Annotated in this window: 19 protein-coding genes; 11 read left to right on the top strand and 8 right to left on the bottom strand. The window is 65.4% G+C overall.

Features of this window, described 5'->3' with window-relative positions; translation table 11 throughout:
- Window positions 1-43 precede the first annotated feature (43 nt).
- The gene (gene tlpA / locus RFN30_RS09865; RefSeq protein WP_320261886.1) at window positions 44-727 is read right to left on the bottom strand and encodes a thiol:disulfide interchange protein TlpA; all 684 of its coding nucleotides are present in this window, start codon (window positions 725-727) and stop codon (window positions 44-46) included.
- 36 nt (window positions 728-763) lie between these two features.
- Here tlpA and argH point away from each other — a divergent pair, with 36 nt between their 5' ends.
- The 3 genes from argH to lysA all read left to right on the top strand — a co-directional run bounded on the left by argH (window position 764) and on the right by lysA (window position 3,762).
- Window positions 764-2,164 carry an argininosuccinate lyase gene (gene argH / locus RFN30_RS09870; protein ID WP_320261887.1) on the top strand — a complete coding sequence of 467 codons (1,401 nt, stop codon included), beginning with the start codon at window positions 764-766 and terminating at the stop codon, window positions 2,162-2,164.
- A 70-nt stretch (window positions 2,165-2,234) separates the two neighbouring features.
- Entirely contained in the window at window positions 2,235-2,441 is a 207-nt protein-coding gene (gene lptM / locus RFN30_RS09875) for an LPS translocon maturation chaperone LptM (RefSeq protein WP_192251436.1), read from the top strand.
- Between the two features lie 52 nt (window positions 2,442-2,493).
- A complete protein-coding gene (lysA, locus tag RFN30_RS09880; RefSeq protein ID WP_320261888.1) occupies window positions 2,494-3,762 on the top strand; it encodes a diaminopimelate decarboxylase in 1,269 nt (422 codons plus the stop codon).
- Between the two features lie 9 nt (window positions 3,763-3,771).
- On the opposite strand, the gene RFN30_RS09885 is transcribed toward lysA, so the two are convergent.
- On the bottom strand, window positions 3,772-4,074 hold the full coding sequence (locus tag RFN30_RS09885; RefSeq protein ID WP_320261889.1) for an ArsR/SmtB family transcription factor: 303 nt from the start codon (window positions 4,072-4,074) through the stop codon (window positions 3,772-3,774).
- 50 nt (window positions 4,075-4,124) lie between these two features.
- Between RFN30_RS09885 and RFN30_RS09890 the strand changes: the two genes are divergently transcribed.
- Together RFN30_RS09890 and RFN30_RS09895 are read left to right on the top strand one after the other, a co-directional pair.
- Window positions 4,125-5,081, top strand: a complete 957-nt coding sequence (locus RFN30_RS09890; RefSeq protein ID WP_320261890.1) for a threonine/serine dehydratase — start codon at window positions 4,125-4,127, stop codon at window positions 5,079-5,081.
- A 113-nt stretch (window positions 5,082-5,194) separates the two neighbouring features.
- Window positions 5,195-7,807, top strand: a complete 2,613-nt coding sequence (locus RFN30_RS09895) for a TIGR02302 family protein (RefSeq protein ID WP_320261891.1) — start codon at window positions 5,195-5,197, stop codon at window positions 7,805-7,807.
- Between the two features lie 146 nt (window positions 7,808-7,953).
- On the opposite strand, the gene RFN30_RS09900 is transcribed toward RFN30_RS09895, so the two are convergent.
- Entirely contained in the window at window positions 7,954-8,838 is an 885-nt protein-coding gene (locus RFN30_RS09900) for a LysR family transcriptional regulator (protein ID WP_320261892.1), read from the bottom strand.
- A gap of 188 nt (window positions 8,839-9,026) precedes the next feature.
- Between RFN30_RS09900 and RFN30_RS09905 the strand changes: the two genes are divergently transcribed.
- Window positions 9,027-9,977: a DMT family transporter gene (locus tag RFN30_RS09905; protein ID WP_320261893.1), complete on the top strand. Its 951-nt coding sequence runs from the start codon at window positions 9,027-9,029 to the stop codon at window positions 9,975-9,977.
- Between the two features lie 4 nt (window positions 9,978-9,981).
- Here RFN30_RS09905 and RFN30_RS09910 read toward each other — a convergent pair whose 3' ends face one another.
- The 3 genes from RFN30_RS09910 to RFN30_RS09920 form a co-directional block, all read right to left on the bottom strand.
- The gene (locus RFN30_RS09910; RefSeq protein WP_320261894.1) at window positions 9,982-10,353 is read right to left on the bottom strand and encodes a response regulator; all 372 of its coding nucleotides are present in this window, start codon (window positions 10,351-10,353) and stop codon (window positions 9,982-9,984) included.
- A gap of 76 nt (window positions 10,354-10,429) precedes the next feature.
- Entirely contained in the window at window positions 10,430-10,972 is a 543-nt protein-coding gene (gene hpt / locus RFN30_RS09915) for a hypoxanthine phosphoribosyltransferase (protein ID WP_320261895.1), read from the bottom strand.
- Window positions 10,973-11,065: 93 nt separating this feature from the next.
- A complete protein-coding gene (locus RFN30_RS09920; protein WP_320261896.1) occupies window positions 11,066-11,713 on the bottom strand; it encodes a hypothetical protein in 648 nt (215 codons plus the stop codon).
- Between the two features lie 181 nt (window positions 11,714-11,894).
- Between RFN30_RS09920 and ftsE the strand changes: the two genes are divergently transcribed.
- The 3 genes from ftsE (at window position 11,895) to RFN30_RS09935 (ending at window position 14,431) form a co-directional block, all read left to right on the top strand.
- Window positions 11,895-12,554, top strand: a complete 660-nt coding sequence (gene ftsE / locus RFN30_RS09925) for a cell division ATP-binding protein FtsE (protein ID WP_040998894.1) — start codon at window positions 11,895-11,897, stop codon at window positions 12,552-12,554.
- Complete coding sequence (locus RFN30_RS09930) at window positions 12,547-13,536, top strand: cell division protein FtsX (protein WP_320261897.1); 990 nt, start codon at window positions 12,547-12,549, stop codon at window positions 13,534-13,536. Before ftsE ends, RFN30_RS09930 begins: the two co-directional genes overlap by 8 nt.
- A 208-nt stretch (window positions 13,537-13,744) precedes the next feature.
- Entirely contained in the window at window positions 13,745-14,431 is a 687-nt protein-coding gene (locus RFN30_RS09935) for a YdcF family protein (RefSeq protein WP_320261898.1), read from the top strand.
- Here the strand turns inward: RFN30_RS09935 and RFN30_RS09940 are convergent.
- On the bottom strand, window positions 14,428-15,063 hold the full coding sequence (locus RFN30_RS09940) for a pyridoxamine 5'-phosphate oxidase family protein (RefSeq protein WP_320261899.1): 636 nt from the start codon (window positions 15,061-15,063) through the stop codon (window positions 14,428-14,430). The genes RFN30_RS09935 and RFN30_RS09940 overlap by 4 nt on opposite strands.
- A 102-nt stretch (window positions 15,064-15,165) precedes the next feature.
- Here RFN30_RS09940 and RFN30_RS09945 point away from each other — a divergent pair, with 102 nt between their 5' ends.
- Together RFN30_RS09945 and RFN30_RS09950 are read left to right on the top strand one after the other, a co-directional pair.
- Window positions 15,166-16,068 (top strand): LysR family transcriptional regulator, encoded by a 903-nt coding sequence (locus RFN30_RS09945; protein WP_320261900.1) that lies wholly within the window; start codon window positions 15,166-15,168, stop codon window positions 16,066-16,068.
- Between the two features lie 82 nt (window positions 16,069-16,150).
- Entirely contained in the window at window positions 16,151-16,951 is an 801-nt protein-coding gene (locus RFN30_RS09950) for a lysophospholipid acyltransferase family protein (protein ID WP_320261901.1), read from the top strand.
- A gap of 6 nt (window positions 16,952-16,957) precedes the next feature.
- Here RFN30_RS09950 and RFN30_RS09955 read toward each other — a convergent pair whose 3' ends face one another.
- Window positions 16,958-17,578 carry a LysE family translocator gene (locus tag RFN30_RS09955; RefSeq protein ID WP_320261902.1) on the bottom strand — a complete coding sequence of 207 codons (621 nt, stop codon included), beginning with the start codon at window positions 17,576-17,578 and terminating at the stop codon, window positions 16,958-16,960.
- Window positions 17,579-17,642 lie beyond the last annotated feature (64 nt).

Consider the following 17,642-nt stretch of genomic DNA (forward strand, 5'->3'; position numbering starts at 1 on the left):
ACCCGAAGTTCGGCGACGCAAAACCCGGCTTCCTCTTTCGGGATCACGGTCCAAGCGCGGCTTCCACCAGCCGCTTGGCGTCGGGGCTCGACCATTCCGCGGGACCGTTCATATGCGCGATCAGGCAGCCTTCGCCATCGATCAGCATGGTGACGGGCAAACCCAGCGCCAGCCCGCGCGTCTTGACCTCGTTGAACAAAGCTATCGTCGGGTCGCGGTAATAGCTGAGCGTCTCGACGCCGATCTCCTTGAGGAATTTCTTCGGCTTGGCGTCGTCGCCGGTGTCGACATTGACGGCCACGACCTCGAAGGCGTTGCTGCCCTTTTCCTTCTGCAGCGCATCAAGCGCCGGCATTTCGGCGCGGCAGGGCGCGCACCATGTCGCCCACAGATTGAGCAGCACCGTCTTGCCGGCATGGTCGGCAATGGTCATCGGCTTGCCGTCGGGTCCGTTGAAGGCAAGGCTCTTCAGCGATTGCGGCGGGTCCGCTGGCTGCAGCGCCGCGACCTGGCCGACGGCCTTCGCCGCGACCTGCTTGGCGCGCTCGGCCTTCGCCTGGCAGGCGACGTCGTCCTTGCTGTTGCTGGCGGCGGCGACATGATCCGGCGCGTTGTTGCCAGAACCGCTCTCGCTGACATATACCGCGACCGCGCCGGCCAGCACGCCCGCCACCAGGGCGGCCAGGATGAGGCGCGGGGCCGGGAAGAATTTATTGCCGTCTGCCATTTTCTTAAAAACTGCTCCGGAGCACGGGTTATAGCGATGAGCGACAAGAAGGCCAGCAACCAGATGTGGGGCGGACGTTTTGCCTCGGGTCCGGCCGCGATCATGGAAGCGATCAACGCGTCGATCGCCTTCGACCGCAAACTCTATGCGCAGGACATCCGCGGATCGATCGCGCACAGCGAGATGCTGGCGCAGACGGGCATTATTTCGGCGGCCGATCAAGAAAAAATCGCTCACGGCCTGAACACGATCCTGAAAGAGATCGAGGCGGGCAGGTTCGAATTCTCGACCAGGCTCGAAGACATCCACATGAACGTCGAGGCGCGCCTTGCCGACCTGATCGGTTCGGCCGCCGGCCGGCTTCACACCGCCCGCTCACGCAACGACCAGGTGGCGGTCGATCTGAGGCTCTGGGTCAAGGAGGAATGCCAGCGCGTCGCCCGGGCGCTGAAGGACCTCATCGCCGCCTTCCTCGAACGCGCCGAGGAGCATGCCGCGACAGTGATGCCCGGCTTCACCCATATGCAGGCGGCGCAGCCGGTGACCTTCGGCCATCACTGCATGGCCTATGTCGAGATGTTCGGCCGCGACCTCTCGCGCGTCCGCGACGCCATCGAGCGCATGGACGAAAGCCCGCTGGGCGCCGCCGCCCTTGCCGGCACGAGCTTTTCCATCGACCGCCACATGACGGCCAAGGCGCTCGGCTTCCGCGAACCGATGCGCAATTCGCTCGACAGCGTTTCCGATCGCGACTTCGCGCTCGAGTTCTTGGGCGTCGCCGCGATCTGCGGCACGCATCTGTCGCGGCTCGCCGAGGAGATCATCATCTGGTCGACGCCGCAATTCGGCTTCGTCCGGCTCTCGGATTCCTTCTCCACCGGCTCCTCGATCATGCCGCAGAAGAAGAATCCGGACGCCGCCGAACTGGTGCGCGGCAAGACCGGCCGCATCAACGGCCACCTGGTCGGCCTGCTGACGGTGATGAAGGGGATGCCGCTGACCTATGGCAAGGACATGCAGGAGGACAAGGAATCGGTCTTCGACGCCGCCGAGACGCTCGACCTGATGCTGGCCGCCACCACCGGCATGGTGCGCGACATGACCGTGAACGCCGCTGCCATGAAGAAAGCCGCCGGCGCCGGCCACGCCACCGCGACCGACCTCGCCGACTGGCTGGTGCGCAATCTGGGCCTCCCCTTCCGCGAGGCCCATCACGTCACTGGCCGCGCCGTCGCGCTTGCCGAGGAGAAGAAGGTCGGGCTGGAAAAGCTCTCGCTCGAGGACCTGCGCTCGATCCATTCCGGCATCACGGACGACATCTTCTCGGTGCTCGCCGTGCAGAATTCAGTGAAGAGCCGCGTCAGCTTCGGCGGCACCGCGCCGTCGGAGGTTAAGAAGCAGATCCGCTATTGGAAAAAGCGGCTCGCCAAGGCGTAATGCCGGGATGCAATGCGCCGAAAACTCCGCTAAAAGCGCAGCACGCAAACAGTTTCGAACGGATGGATCGATGACCCGTGGCAGGATTTTGGTGACGCTCGCGTTGCTGGCGGCGGTTGTCACCGTCACGGCCTGCGGCAGGAGAGGCGGCCTCGATACTCCTTACGAGGCTGCCGTGCAGGCGCGCAAGGATGCGGAAAAGGCCAAGCAGCCGCTGCCGCCCGAGCCGGAGAAACCGGTCAAGGACAAGAAGTTCATTCTCGACCCCTTGCTCTAGAGCCGATGAGATCGCCCGATCTCGTCATGCTCCAATTTTCGGACCATTTCCCGTGAACCATTTCGACTACCGCGACGGCGTGCTGTACGCCGAGGATGTGGCAATCCCCGATATCGCCGCCAGCGTCGGCACGCCCTTCTACTGCTATTCGACCGCGACGCTGACCAGGCATTTCCGCGTCTTCAGGGAGGCTTTTGCCGGCCTCGACGCGCTAGTCTGCTACGCCATGAAGGCCAATTCCAACCAGGCGGTGCTGAAGACGCTGGCGAGGCTTGGCGCAGGCGCCGACGTGGTGTCGGAAGGCGAGTTGCGCCGGGCGCTGGCAGCCGGCATCCCCGCGAGCAAGATCCTGTTTTCGGGCGTCGGCAAGACCGCGCGCGAGATGGACTTCGCGCTCTCGGCCGGCATCCTCTGCTTCAACGTCGAATCCGAGCCGGAACTGGAACTGCTCTCGGCGCGCGCGACAGCGCTCGGCAAGACGGCGCCCGTTTCGCTGCGCATCAATCCGGATGTCGATGCGAAAACCCACAAGAAGATCTCGACCGGCAAGGCAGAGAACAAGTTCGGCATCCCGTGGCAGCGGGCGCGCCAGGTCTATGCCCGCGCGGCGGAGCTGCCGGGCATCCGGGTCACCGGCATCGACACCCATATCGGCAGCCAGATCACCGAGCTGCAGCCGTTCGACGACGCTTTCGCGCTGCTGGTGGAACTCGTCGGCGTGCTGCGCGCCGACGGGCATTCAATCGAGCATGTCGATCTCGGCGGCGGCCTCGGCATCCCGTACCGCGTCGACAACAGCCCGCCGCCTTTGCCCGACGCCTATGCCGAGATCGTCAGGAAGCACGTCACCCGGCTCGGCCTGAAGGTGATGTTCGAGCCCGGCCGGCTGATCGTCGGCAATGCCGGCATCCTCGTCAGCGAAGTGATCTACGTGAAGGAAGGCGACGCCAAGAACTTCCTCGTCGTCGACGCCGCCATGAACGACCTGATCCGGCCGACGCTCTACGACGCCTTCCACGACATCAAGCCGGTGGTGCAGCCGCCGGCCGCCACGCCGCGCATGAAGGTCGATATTGTCGGGCCGGTCTGCGAGACCGGCGACTTCCTCGGCCTCGACCGCGATCTGCCCAGGCTGAAGGCCGGCGACCTCATCGCCGTCGCCACCGCCGGTGCCTATGGCGCGGTGCAGGCCGGCACCTACAACACAAGGCTTCTGGTGCCCGAGGTGCTGGTCGACGGCGACCGTTTTCACGTCGTGCGGCCGCGCCAGACCTATGAGGAACTGATCGGGCTCGATTCGCTGCCCGACTGGCTGAAGTAGCCCAAGCCGCTAGATTTTTTGCAGAATGAGCGCCTTGGCCTCGGCGATCCTGCCTTCGTCGCGGCGATAGAATATCCATTGCCTGGTGCGCTTGGCGCTGAGCAGGCCCGCCTGGGTCAAGACGCGCATATGCTCGCTGAGCGTTGCCTGGGTAATGCCGAGCTTTTCGGCGATCAGCAGCGCGCAGACACCGTCCTCGACCAGATCGCCATCGGCCTGGCGTGGGAAATGCGCGCGCGGATCCTTCAGCCAATCGAGGATCTGCAGCCTGCGCTCGTTGGCAATCGCCTTGAAGATGTCGACCTCTTGCATTTAGCCATTTTGCTAAGTTACTAATTGAAGTCAATCCCAAGGAGCAGGCCATGTTGAATGCAAAGACACCGGACAAAGGGGCGATCACGCGCGAACGCATTGCCGCCGTGGAACCGCGCATTCGCCCATACGTCCGCCACACGCCGGTGATGCGCGTCGACATGGCTGACTTCGGCCGGCCGGCCTTTCCGGTCGATCTGAAGCTCGAATGCCTGCAGCATTCCGGCTCGTTCAAGGCGCGCGGCGCCTTCACCAACTTGCTCGAGCGGCAGGTGCCGGAAGCCGGCGTCGTCGCCGCTTCGGGCGGCAATCACGGCGCCGCCGTCGCCTATGCCGCCATGAAGCTCGGGCACAAGGCCACCATCTTCGTGCCCGAGGTCAGCCCGCCGGCCAAGCTGGAGCGCATCCGCTCCTATGGCGCCGAACTGGTCGTCGGCGGCGCGCGCTATGCCGAAGCGCTGGCCGCAAGCGAGGATTTTGCCGAAAGGACCGGCGCTCTGCAGATCCACGCCTTCAACCAGGAAGAGACGCTCATCGGCCAGGGCACGCTCGGCCTCGAGATCGAAGCCGACCTGCCCGAGATCGATACGCTGTTTGTCGCCGTCGGCGGCGGCGGGCTGATCGGCGGCATCGCGGCCTGGTTCTCAGGCCGCATCCGCATCGTCGCCATCGAGCCCGAGGGCGCGCCGACGCTTTACCGCGCCTTCGAGGCCGGCAAGCCGGTCGATGCGCCGGCCGAGGGCATAGCCGCCGATTCGCTGGCGCCGAAGCGCGTCGGCGAAATGATGTTTCCGATCGCGGAAGCCTTCGTCGAGCGCTCGATCCTGGTCAGCGACGACGACATCGTGGCGGCGCAGAAAGCGCTCTGGGATCGCGCCCGAATCATCGCCGAGCCCGGCGGAGCCGCCGCCTTTGCCGCAATGCTTTCCGGCCGTTACACGCCGGCTTCCGGCGAGCGCGTGGCCGTCCTGGTCTGCGGCTCCAACACGAATCCCGCGAATTTCTGATCATAAACCGGGCGAACCGCTTCACGTTTTCGGAACCCGCCTCGCCTTCGCCGTGTTTGGTGTTATCCTCTGCTCATGAGGTCCGGGCTATCCTGCCCGGGCAGGAAGGGCCGATGACGGAACGACCCATTTCCAGCGAACGCGGTCTGGCCGGGCGTCTGGCGCTCAGCCGGCTGGCGACGCGAACCTCGATGATCTTCGAGCGTGGCTGGCCGTTGCTGCTGCCGCTGGCGGTGGTCGCCGGCCTGTTCCTCAGCGTCTCGTGGCTGGGCCTGTTTCAGCACCTGCCGGATCTGGCGCGGATCGGTCTCCTGATCCTGTTCTCCATCTCGGCGCTGGCGGCGCTTTATCCGTTGCGCTTCTTCCGCATCCCCTCCGTCGCCGAGGTCGACCGGCGTATCGAGGCGGCGAACGAGCTGCTGCACAGCCCCGTGCAGGTGCAGACCGACCGGCCAAGCGGCGCGGAGAGCCTTTTCTCGCAGGCACTGTGGCGCGAGCACCAGAAGCGCATGGCCGAGCGGCTCTCAAGCCTCGGCGCCGACAGGCCGCGCACAAGCGTGCCGGATTACGACCGCTGGGCCCTGCGGGCCGTGGTAGGGCTGCTGTTCGTCACCGCCTTTGCCTTCTCGTTCGGACCTTTCGGCGGCAGGATCAGCGACGGCTTCGTCGCCAGCGCCGCGCGCGATACCGTGCCGCCGCGCATCGATGCCTGGGTGACGCCGCCCGCCTATACCGGCAAGCCGCCGCTGTTTCTGACCGCCGACGTCAATCAGGCCGCGCGCACCTTCAGCGTGCCGCAGGGCAGCGACGTCTCGCTGCGCGTCACCGGCGGAACCGGCGAGGAAACGTTGAACTATGCCGACACAAGCGGCCATGACCGGGCCATCGAACCGGCCGCGCCGAAGGGTGTCACGCCCGCCGCCGCCCAGACGGGGCCCCCAGCCGATGCCCAGCTCAAAGTGCGCCAGTTCTCCGGCAAGCTGAACGCCGACGGCACGCTGACGCTGAAGTCCGGCGAGGACGATCTCGGCCGATGGGCCTTTGCTATCATTCCGGACAAGCCGCCGACGATCCGTTTCGTCGGCGAGCCCAAGCGCGCCGTCAACGGCGCCATCGAGCTCAATTACCAGATCGACGACGACTACGGCGCGGCCTCCGCCAAGGCCGTCTTCGAGCTGTCGGATCCGCCGCCGGCCAATGCTCATCCGCTCTATGGCCCGCCCGACATGCCGCTGACGCTGCCGCGCCGCGGCGGCAAGGCGAATGCGGCCAAGACGACCAAGGATCTGACCGAGCATGTCTGGGCCGGCAGCAGCATCAAGCTGACGCTCACCGCCACTGACGACGCCGGCCATACCGCCACCAGTGAGACCAAGACGCTGCTGATGCCGGAGCGTCCCTTCTCCAATCCGCTGGCCCGCGCCGTAGTCGAGCAGCGCCGGCTGCTGGCACTCGACACCAACGCCAAGCCGCGCGTGCTCGACCTGATGGACGCGATCACGCTGCGCCCAGAGGATACCTTCGACAACATGTCGCACTACCTCGCGATCATGAGCGCGAGGAGCCGGCTGAAGCTCTCCGGGACCGACGACCAGCTGCGCAACGAGGTGGGTTATCTGTGGGAGATCGCGCTCGGTATCGAGGAAGGCAATCTCTCGGCTGCCGAGCGGCGGCTGCGCCAGGCGCAGCAGGCGCTGCAGGACGCCATCAAGAACGGCGCCAGCGACGAAGAGCTCAACAAGGCGATGAAGGAACTGCGCGAGGCGATGAACCAGTTCCTGCAGGAATTCGCCCAGCGCGCGCAGCAGAACCCGAACGCGCCGCAGATGCAGCAGAACGGACGGGAACTGCGCCAGAGCGACATCAACCGGATGATGGACGAGATCGAGAATCTCGCAAAATCCGGCGACCGCGACCGGGCCCAGCAGTTGCTGTCCGAACTGCAGGACATGATGAACAACCTGCAGGCCGGCCGCCAGCAACAGGCTGGCGAGCAGGACAGCGAGATGCGCCAGCAGATGGACAAGCTGGGCGAGATCATGCGGCGCCAGCAGGAGATGATGAACGACACCTTCCGCCTCGACCAGATGCAGCGCGGCGAGCGGCAGCGCGGTGCGAATCGCGACGAGCAGTTGGGCGAGGATGGCGAGCAGAGCCAATCGGAGGACGGGCAGAAGCCAGGCCCCGGCGACGACCGCGACCCGCTCGGCCGCCCGAAGCCGATGACGCCGCAGGAATTCGCGGACGCGCTGAAGCAGCTGCAGGAGGGCCAGGGCCAGCTGCAGAGCGATCTCGACAAGCTGAAGAAGGGCCTCGAAGGCATGGGCATGGAGCCCAATGAGGGCTTCGGCGAGGCCGGCAAATCCATGGGCGATGCCGAGCAGTCGCTCGGCGAGGGTCAAGGCGACGAGGCGGTCGGCCACCAGGGTCGGGCGCTGGAAGCGCTGCGCCGCGGCGCCAAGGAGATGATGAAGCAGATGCAGGCCATGCAGGGCGACCAGGGCGGCAGCGAGCAGGGTGGGCGTCAGCAGGACGCCGACCGCGACCCGCTCGGCCGGCCGCGCGCCACGAAGGGTCCCGACGACGGCAACTCGGTCAAGGTGCCGGACGAGATCGACGTGCAGCGTGCCCGCCAGATCCTCGAAGCGATCCGCAAGCGCCTGGGCAACGCGCTGAGCCCGGACATCGAGCGCAGCTACCTCGAACGGCTGCTCGAGCTGAAATAGCTATCCAGCCATTTTGTCGAAGCTCTGCCGGCCGCGCTGGTGATTTGCCAATATGTCAGCCGATCGATGCGTCTTGCCAGGATCGCGGATGAGACCGGCACGAGTCCAGCCTGGCGCGATCCTCCACGTGCGCGCCTTCCAGCAGCTCAAAGGCTGGCCGTCGCCTGGGCCTGCCTGGTCAGCATGAACGCCTCGCGGATCGCGTTCTCCATGCCGTCGATCGCCTCGCCCGTCGCCAGCGGATTGCGGTGCAGCACCACATTGGAGGAATCGATGTCGCCGAAGCCGTCGGCGGCGGTCAGCTCGCGGCAGTCGGGCGGGATGTTGCTGCGCGAGATCGGCGCGATCGCCAGACCGGAAGTGACCGCCAGCGTCAGGCCGCCATTGGTGTCGCTGGTATAGGCGACGCGGTAGTCGAGCCCGCGCTGCTGCAGCGACTTGATCGCGAAATCGCGGCACCAGCCGTTGCGGTTGTAGAGCGCGATCGGCACCGGCCGCTCCTCATGCATGTGGTGCAGCATGGATGTCACCCACACCGTCGGATCGTGCATCAGCACCTCGCCGCCGGATGAGCCTTCCCACTCGAACACCACGGCGAGGTCGAGCTCGCCCGCCACCAGCGCCCTCACCTGCGAATCTGAATGCGCGTAGCGCACCGTGACCTCCACGCGCGGGTGGCGCTTGGCGAATTCGCCGAGCGCCCGCGACAGGATCGAGCGGCCATATTCGGCGGGGATTCCGATACGCACCAGCCCGCCCAGCGGCGGCGCCACCAGCGACGCCGCCGTCTCGTCGAGCAGCGAGACGATCCGGCGGGCATTGGCGATGAGTTCGCCGCCGCGCCGCGTCAGCGCCACCCCACGCGAGCCGCGCTCGAACAGGCTGTCGCCGACCATGTCCTCCAGCTTCTTCATCTGCATGGAAACGGCTGACTGGGTGCGTCCAGCCTTTTCGGCGGCCTTGGTGAAATTACCCGTCTCGGCCACCGCCACGAAGGTGCGCAGGAGGTCGCTGTCGAGAGTGGGCTTCATGGAAGTCGCCATAAGAAATTTTGATTGCTGGTATCATTCCAATTCGTTTGCAACATGTCAAACGCCGCTGGATAGTTGCCCTACCCATTGGATATGCGGCCGTGAGATTCGGCCGCGGACCAATTCGAAGAGTCCTCACTCGTGCCCGCTGCCCGCACGGTAGCGGGCTCTTTTTCGCTGGAACGACGATGCAGAACCGGATGGTGCTTGGCGTCTTAAGCCTCTGCCTGGGCGTTCTCGTGTTTTCGTTGCAGGACCCGCTGGTGAAGGCGGTTTCGGGCGGCTATCCGGTGACCGAAGTGATGGCGATCCGCGCCATCGTCGCGCTGCCGATCCTGATCGTTATCGTCCAGGCCGATGTCGGCCTGAAGGCCTTGCTGTCGAGGCGAATGAGCATGCTGACGCTGCGCGCCTTCATCCAATTCAGCTCCTACACCGTCTACTATCTGGCGATCGCCGCCTTGTCGCTGGCGGACGCCATAGCGCTCTATTTCATGGCGCCGCTCTTCATCATGGCGCTTGCCGGGCCCTATCTCGGTGAGCACGTCTCGTGGCGGACGCTGACGACGGTGCTGATCGGCCTGGTCGGCGTGATCGTGATGCTGCGTCCGGGCGCCGGATTGTTCGACTGGGCGGCGCTTCTGTCGCTCGGCTCGGCGTTCCTTTACGGCTTCTCGCAGCTGATGGCGCGCCGGATCGGCGATACCGAATCCTCCACCGTCATGGCCTTCTACCAGAACGGCGCCTACCTCACCGGCGCCGTGGCGGTCGCCACCGTGTTTCATCTTGCCGGCATCACCCATGCGGGTCATCCGAGCCTCGACTTCCTGGTGCGGCCATGGGCATGGCCGACCATGCCGGACTTCCTGAAAATGGCCGCCTGCGGCGGCGTCGCCTCCGCCGGCATGATCTTGCTGTCGCAGGCCTACCGGATGGCGCCCGCCAACCGCGTCGCCACCTTCGAATATACCGGTATCTTATGGTCGCCGCTCTGGGGCTTCCTGTTCTTTGCCGAGGTTCCGCGGGCAACGACCGTGCTTGGCGCGGCGCTGATCATCGGCGCCGGCCTGGTCGCGCTCAACGGTGAGCGGCGGCGCAATGCCGCGCCTGCGGTGGCGGTAACGGGCGACGCGATCTAAACGGTCAAGCGAAGCAGCTTAAGGCCCGACCGACGCGGGCGCGTATCTCGGCAAGCGTAAAAGGCTTCTGCACGACGTCGAGGATGATGCCGTTCAGTTCCTCGGCGCGCTCGCGCTGGTCGGCATAGCCAGTCATCAGCATGATCTTCAGCGTCGGGAACTGTTTTGCCGCCGCCGTCGCCATCTCGATGCCGTCCATCTCCGGCATGCGGATGTCGGACACCACGAGATCGTAGCTGCCGCGTTGCTGCCGGATCAGGGCGAGCCCCTGCGCGCCGTCGGCGGCGATGGTGACACTGTGCCCATCACGCTCGAGCGCGCGGGCAGCGAGGGTGCGGACGGACTCATCGTCCTCGACGATCAGGAGCTTTGCCATGCCGAGATAGATGCCGCCGAAACGTTGACGTTTTCTGAAAATTTGAAACGTGCGTGCAGCCTTTTCGGCGCGACCTTTACGCGTCGCCCTTCACGACCCCGACGAACGGCAGTTCCCGGAACGCATGCGCGACGTCCATGCCGTAGCCGACGACGAAGTAATCGGGGCAGTCGAAGCCGACATAGTCGGCGTTGAGCGTGGTCTGGCGTCGCATGCGCTTGTCGAGCAGCACCGCGATGGCGCAGCTTCTGGCGCCGCGCGACAACATGAGGTCGCGAGTGAAGGAAAGCGTCTTGCCGGATTCGAGGATGTCGTCGATCAAAAGGACGTCGCGGCCTGCGACCTCATTGTCGATGTCGCGCAGCACCCTGACCTGGCCGCTTGTGGTGCCGGCGCCATAGCTGGAGATGAAGATGAACTCGACCTCGGGCGACAGGCCGACATCATGCATGGCGCGGATGAGATCGGCGGCAAAGACGAATGAGCCCTTCAGGATCGAGATCACCAGAAGGTCGTGATAGTCGCGCCCGGCGATCTCCTTGGCGAGCTCGAGATTGCGGCGGGCGATCGCCGACGCCGAAAACAGGACCTCGATATTTTTGCCGCGCACTACTGGCATCAACTACCTTTCCAGAGAACTCGTCGCCCACAGCGAATCGCCGAGGCGTGTTGAAATTCAGGTCAGGCCGGCCTCACCTGAATATCGACACACCTAGCCGGCGAAGGCGACCGATACGGCCTTCACGCCGTTTCTAGGCACATCGAGGCGGCTGGAAAAGCCGAATCTTTCGCCGGGCGCCAGCGAGCGGTTGGATGTCCCCAGCCTGTAGCGGATGACGTTGCTGGCATTGTCGGTGACACGGATCTCGAGCGGCGGCAGCGCCTGCGACCTTGCGCCGTCATTGGCGGCCTCGCCGTCGACGAACAGGACGGGCTTCAGTCCCGAGGCGTCGATTCGCGACGTCACGCCGGAAATGCTGAGCGCGCTTGCCGGTGCTGAAGCCGCGCAGAAGGGGCTTTGACGCACCAGGGCGTGCCCGCCCGACACCCAGAAGGCGACGAGTGCCGCGCCCACTCCGGCGGTCCAGAAGATCGGACCGCCGCGCGAGGCCGGCCGCGCGGGCGCAGCCTCCGGTTTGCGCAGCATGCCCATGCCTTCGATGGATGGCGTCGCGGGCGCTTGCGGCGGTGGCGGCGCCGCGATCGGTTCCGAACGGGCAGCGAATCGCGGCAGCACCACATAGTCGGCATCGACGATGTCGACCGGCGCATCGAGCATGACGCGCTCCGGCGCGGCGTTTGGCGCCGCACCCGTCATGATTTCGCCGGAAACAGGGCGCGCGGTTCTATCCTCAGCCATTACGGCCCCAGTGCAATCTTCGTTTGTTTTGGGTAAACGCAAATGGTTAACGCTTCCCCACCGGAACCGCTGTGAAACGTCGAAACCGCGCAGAAATTAACCGACGATTAACCATGCCGGCCGATGGTCTTGGCAGAGAACAGGCTGGCAGGACGCCGCCCAAGGTTTCAGGTCGCCGAAAGTGATCCGCTTCGAAAATGTCGGCCTCCGCTATGGCATGGGTCCGGAGATCCTCCGCGACATTTCCCTGCACATCCCGGAGCGCTCCTTCCAGTTCCTGAGCGGTCCCTCGGGCGCCGGCAAGACGACCTTGCTGCGCCTGCTCTTCATGTCGCTGAAACCGACGCGGGGCCTGATCACCATTTTCGGCAAGGATCGTTCGCGCATCTCGCGCAGCGAATTGCCGCTGCTCAGGCGCCGCATCGGCGTGGTATTCCAGGATTTCCGCCTGCTCGATCACATGACCACCTACGAGAACGTCGCGCTGCCCTTGCGCGTGCGCGGGCGCGAGGAAGCGAGCTATCGCACCGACGTCACCGAGCTCCTGAAATGGGTCGGGCTCGGCGACCGTATGCATGTGCTACCGCCGGTGCTGTCCGGCGGCGAGAAGCAGCGCGCCGCGATCGCCCGCGCCCTGATCGAGCAGCCGGAGATCCTGCTTGCCGACGAGCCGACCGGCAATGTCGATCCGCCGCTGGCACGCCGGCTGCTGAGGCTCTTCATCGAGCTCAACCGGCTCGGCACCGCCGTGGTGATCGCCACCCACGATCTCGGCCTGATGGAGCAGGTCGATGCGCGGCGCATGATTCTCGCCGGCGGAAGGCTGGACGTCTATGACTGATCTTCCGGCCGATCACCTGCAGGACGAGGCCACCGAGACGACGGCAACCGTTCGGCGCGCCCAGCGCAAGATGGCGCCGATCGTGCCGGCGCAAAACATCGCCGGCCGGGCGCTGGTGCTGGTCATCGCCATCATGACCTTCCTGTCCTGCCTGACCTTCGGCGCCGTGACGCTGGTGCGCGATACTGCCTCCGTATGGGAGAACCAGATCTCGCGCGAGGCGACCATCCAGATCAAGCCGGTCGAGGGCCTCGACATGGAAGCGGCCCTCGCGCAGGCCTCGCAGATCGCCAGCGAGTTTCCAGGCGTGAAAGGCACGAAGATCGTCGACCGCGATGCGACGGCGCGCCTTTTGGAGCCGTGGCTGGGCACAGGCCTCAACATCGACGAACTGCCGGTGCCGCGGCTCATCGTCGTCACCATCGACGAGGCCAGTCCGCCCGACTTCGCCGCCATGCGCGCCGCGATCACGCCCAAGCTGCCGAGCGCAGCACTTGACGATCATCGCACCTGGGTCGACCGGCTGGTCGCCATGGCGCACACGACGGTGACGATCGGCTTTGCCGTTCTGGCGCTGATACTGTCGGCGACGGTGCTGACGGTGGTGTTCGCCACGCGCGGCGCCATGGCCGGCAACGGTCACATCATCGAAGTGCTGCATTTCGTCGGCGCCGAGGCCCGCTTCATCGCGCGCGAATTCCGCTGGCATTTCCTGGTCACCGGCATGAAGGGCGCCGCCGCCGGCGGTGCTGCCGCTATCCTCGTCTTCATCGTCTTTTCCTGGTGGTCGTCGCGCAACATGGCGACGCCCGAGGCCGACCAGGCGACCGCGCTGTTCGGCAATTTCGCCATCGGCTCCACCGGCTATCTCGGCGTCGGCCTGATGGTGCTGGTAATCGGCGCGCTGACGGCGGCGACCTCGCATGCCACGGTCGTCGCCTATCTCAGCGATATCGACATCCGCCAGCCGGAGGCGGGCTGATCATGACGCGATCCCGTGGGACGATATGAAAACCGGCCTAAGCCGTTATATTCAGGAAGGAAAACGATCACGGACCGAGCAGCTGCCGTAACGCAATGTGCGCCGCCTTTATCTATGAAAGGCCGCATTTCAGAGTTAACCATAGGATGTTTTCAGGATTAACCTGGGGATGATGGACGCGCGGGACTCGATCGGGACGGCTGGACGGATGCCAGCGGCGCTTGGGCGCGGCGCGGCGCCCGCAAGGCCCGGTCGTCTCAGGTTTGCGCTTCGTCTCTGCGGCTTCTTCCTGCTTGCCCTGCTGGCGCTTTTCGCCGGCGGCTTCGGCTGGTTTGCCGACAAGGTCAGCAGCATGACGACGCCGGTCAATCCGGCCAGGGCCGACGCCATCATCGTGCTCACCGGTGGCCAATCGAGGCTCGACGCCGCCATGGATCTGCTGGCATCGGGCAAGGGCGAGCGGCTTTTGATCAGCGGCGTTCATCCCTCGGCAAGCCGCCGCCAGCTGCAAGTGGCGATGGGCGGCGACAAGCAGCTGTTCTCCTGCTGCGTCGACATCGATCGCGCCGCGCTCGACACGATCGGCAATGCCGAGGAAAGCGCCAAATGGGTGGAAAGCCACGCCTATGGCAGCGTCATCCTCGTCACCAACAACTACCACATGCCGCGCAGCCTGCTGGAGATGAGCCGGCTGCTGCATGGCGCCAGGCTCGAGCCCTATCCAGTGGTCAACACCAATCTCGGCAATGGCAGCTGGCTGACCAAGCCCGAAGCGCTGCGCGTGCTGCTCACCGAATACAGCAAATATGTGCTGGCGCTGGCGCGCGGCATCGTTCCGCTTCGCCCGACCGCCGAGGGCGTCACCCTCGCCGAAGCCTCCACGGTGAAGAACTAGACCAGGCCCTGTCCTGGCACCTTGCTGGTGCTGCCGCGCAACCGCGCGATCTCCTGTTCGAGGTCCTGGATGCGCCGGTCGCGTTCGGCAAGCGCCGCGGCCACGTCCGCCGCCTCGAAGCGCTGCGGGATGTGCTGCGGGCAATTGGCATCCCAGGCCGTGACAGTGAACAGTATCGCCTGCTCCGGCCGCGCCTTGTAGTTGGCCGGCATCAGCCTCGCCGTCAGCTCCGCATCGTCCTCGACGACCCGCGCCCTGCCCCAGATCTTGATGCGCTGCCGAAGCATGTAGTCGATCAGGAACAGGAAGGCCTGGGCATTGTCCTGAAGATTGCCCTGCGTGATGAACTGCCGGTTTCCCGAGAAATCGGCAAAGCCGATCGTGTGCTCGTCGAGCACCTTGAGAAAACCGGCCGGGCCGCCGCGATGCTGGATATAGGGCTGGCCCCCGGCATTGGCCGTCGCCAGGAACACGCTGGTCTGCGCCTCGATGAAGGCGGCGAGATCGGGCGTGATCGTCGCGCGCCAGCCGCCGCGCGCCTCGACACGCGCATAGGATTCGCGCGAACCCTTGCGGGACTGGATCGCCTTGACGGTGGACGTGAAGGCGACATCGCTGGTGAAGGCGTTCATGGCGGCGCTCCTCGGACGAAGTAGCACGACATTTAATCCCTTCCGAAATCCGGAGGTAGAAGGCATATTTGCAATCTATCCTTCCACTTTTTGGAAGAGCCAATGGATCGCCTCGACGCCATGTCCCTTTTCGTCGCCGCCGTGGAGGCCGGCAGCCTCTCCGCGGCGGCGCGACACGCCGGCATGCCGCTCGCGACCGTCAGCCGCAAGCTGTCCGAGTTGGAGAAGCATTTGAAGACGCGTCTGCTCAACCGCTCGACACGACGCCTCACCCTGACCGACGCCGGTCAGTCTTATCTCGCCGCCTGCCGCCGCATCCTGAATGAGGTGGCCGAAGCCGAGCGCGCTGCTGCCGGCGAATATTTGAGCCCGACCGGCGAGTTGGTCGTCACCGCGCCGGTCGTCTTCGGCCGCCTGCATGTGCTCCCCGTGGTCACTGCCTTCCTTGCCGCCTACCCCGAGGTCGACATCCGCCTGACGCTGTCGGACCGGATCACGCAACTGGTCGAGGAGCATATCGACCTCGCGGTGCGCATCGGCGAGCTGCCGGATTCGGCCATGGTCGCGATGCGCGTCGGCTCGATCCGCCGCATCGTCTGCGCAAGCCCGGACTATCTCGCTAAGCACGGCGCGCCGCTCGAGCCTCGCGACCTCGCCGGCCACAACTGCATCACCTTCGAAGGGCTTGCCGCCCCCGCGACGTGGAGTTTCGTGGCCGGCAAGAACGAGACCGCGGTTCCGGTCCGCTCGCGGCTGCAGGTCAACACCGCCGAGGCGGCAATCGATGCGGCGATCGCCGGTCTCGGCCTGACGAAGGTGCTGTCCTACCAGGCCGACGCCGCGGTGCGTGCGGGTGCGCTTCGCGTCGTGCTGGAACCATTCGAGCCGCCACCATGGCCGGTCAATCTCGTGCATGCCGGCCAAGGCCTGCTGCCGGTGAAGCTGCGCGCCTTCCTCGATTTTGCGGCGCCGCGCCTGAAGGACCGGCTGGCGCGCTCGCTATGATGCCGCTCGACCGTCGTGCCGTTTCCTTTTTGCCCGCGCTTGGTGTAACCAACGCACACTTCCACACCGGGCCCTTTCCCGCATGCTCTATATCCGCTCGCTGGCGTTCAACCTTGCCTTCTATCTCAGCCTGGTCGTCCAGATGATCTTCTGGACGCCCTTCTATTTCCTGTCGCCCCGCCACCGCGCCTGGTTCGTGCCGAAATTCTGGTCGCGCACCTCGATGTGGCTCTACGACAAGATCGCCGGCACCAGGAGCGAGATCACGGGCGTCGAGAACCTGCCGGAAGGGTCCTTCATCCTGGCGCCTAAGCATCAGTCCTTCTGGGATGCGATCGCCTTTTTTCCTTATCTCGACGACGCCCTCTACATCCTGAAGCGGGAGCTGACCTGGATCCCCTTCTTTGGCTGGTACATCATGAAGATGCGCATGATCCCTGTCGATCGCGGCAGCCGCTCCAAGGCGCTGAAAGCGGTCGTCGCCGCGACCAGGCAGGAGATGGCGCGCAATCCCCGTCAGCTCATCATCTATCCCGAAGGCACGCGCCGCCCGCCGGGCGCTGAGCCATCCTACAAATACGGCATCGTCGAGCTCTATACCCAGCTCGGCGTCCCCGTGGTGCCGGTCGCCCATGTCGCCGGCCTCTACTGGCCGCGCCGCAAATTCATGCGCTATCCCGGCACCATCAAGGCCCGCTTTCTGCCGCCGATCCCTCCGGGCCTCGGCAAGGAGGAATTCATGCAGCGCCTGATCGGCGAGACGGAGACCGCCTGCGACGAGCTGCTCATCGAAGCCGCGCGCGCGCCGAACCCGCCGCCCATGCCGCCGACTGCGGTGAAGCGGCTTGCGGAGCTTGGCGCTGCTGCAACGACGAAAGCCTGACTCCGCTCACGGCAGCGCCGCGAGGCCGGTGGTCAGCACCAGCATCGCCGCGAAAATGAGGTTGATGATCCGCGACGCCAGCGGATTGTGCAGCAGCCGCGCGAAAACTGTGCCGGCGAGAAGCCAGAGCGCATGGATGGCGACGATCATCGCTGCCAGCACCAGCAGCCTTGTGGGCAGGCCGACCACATCGGCCTGTGCCGAAGCGCCGGCTAACACGGCGCCAATTGCCACATAGGCTTTCGGGTTGGCAACGGCGAGCAGGAAGCCGCCGAGAAAAGTGGGACGCCCCGCGGTATTTCCATCTTCGGCAAGCGGCGGCGCCGTCGCGATCCTGAAGGCGAGGTAGAGGATGTAGACGGCCGAAGCGACCGTCAGCAACGGTGCCAGCCCCGGCACCGAGACGAGCATACCGAATATTCCGGCGGCCACCACCAAAAGCACGGCGGTCGTTCCAAGCACGACGCCGGACGTATAACGCAGCGAGGGCCGCAGCCCGAAGGCGGCGCCGATGGCGGTGACGCTGATGGTCGCCGGGCCGGGGCTGCCCATGACGACAGCGGCGGCCAACACCAACGCCAGCAATTGTTGCCAGGATGGTGCTCCCGACAGAACTTCCCCAGCCATGCCGAACCCCCATTCCTGCAGCGATGCGGCAGGAATTATCGCGAGGTTCCGCGTGAGGTCTTGG

It is taken from the genome of Mesorhizobium dulcispinae (assembly GCF_033977345.1).
Lineage (GTDB): Bacteria > Pseudomonadota > Alphaproteobacteria > Rhizobiales > Rhizobiaceae > Mesorhizobium > Mesorhizobium dulcispinae.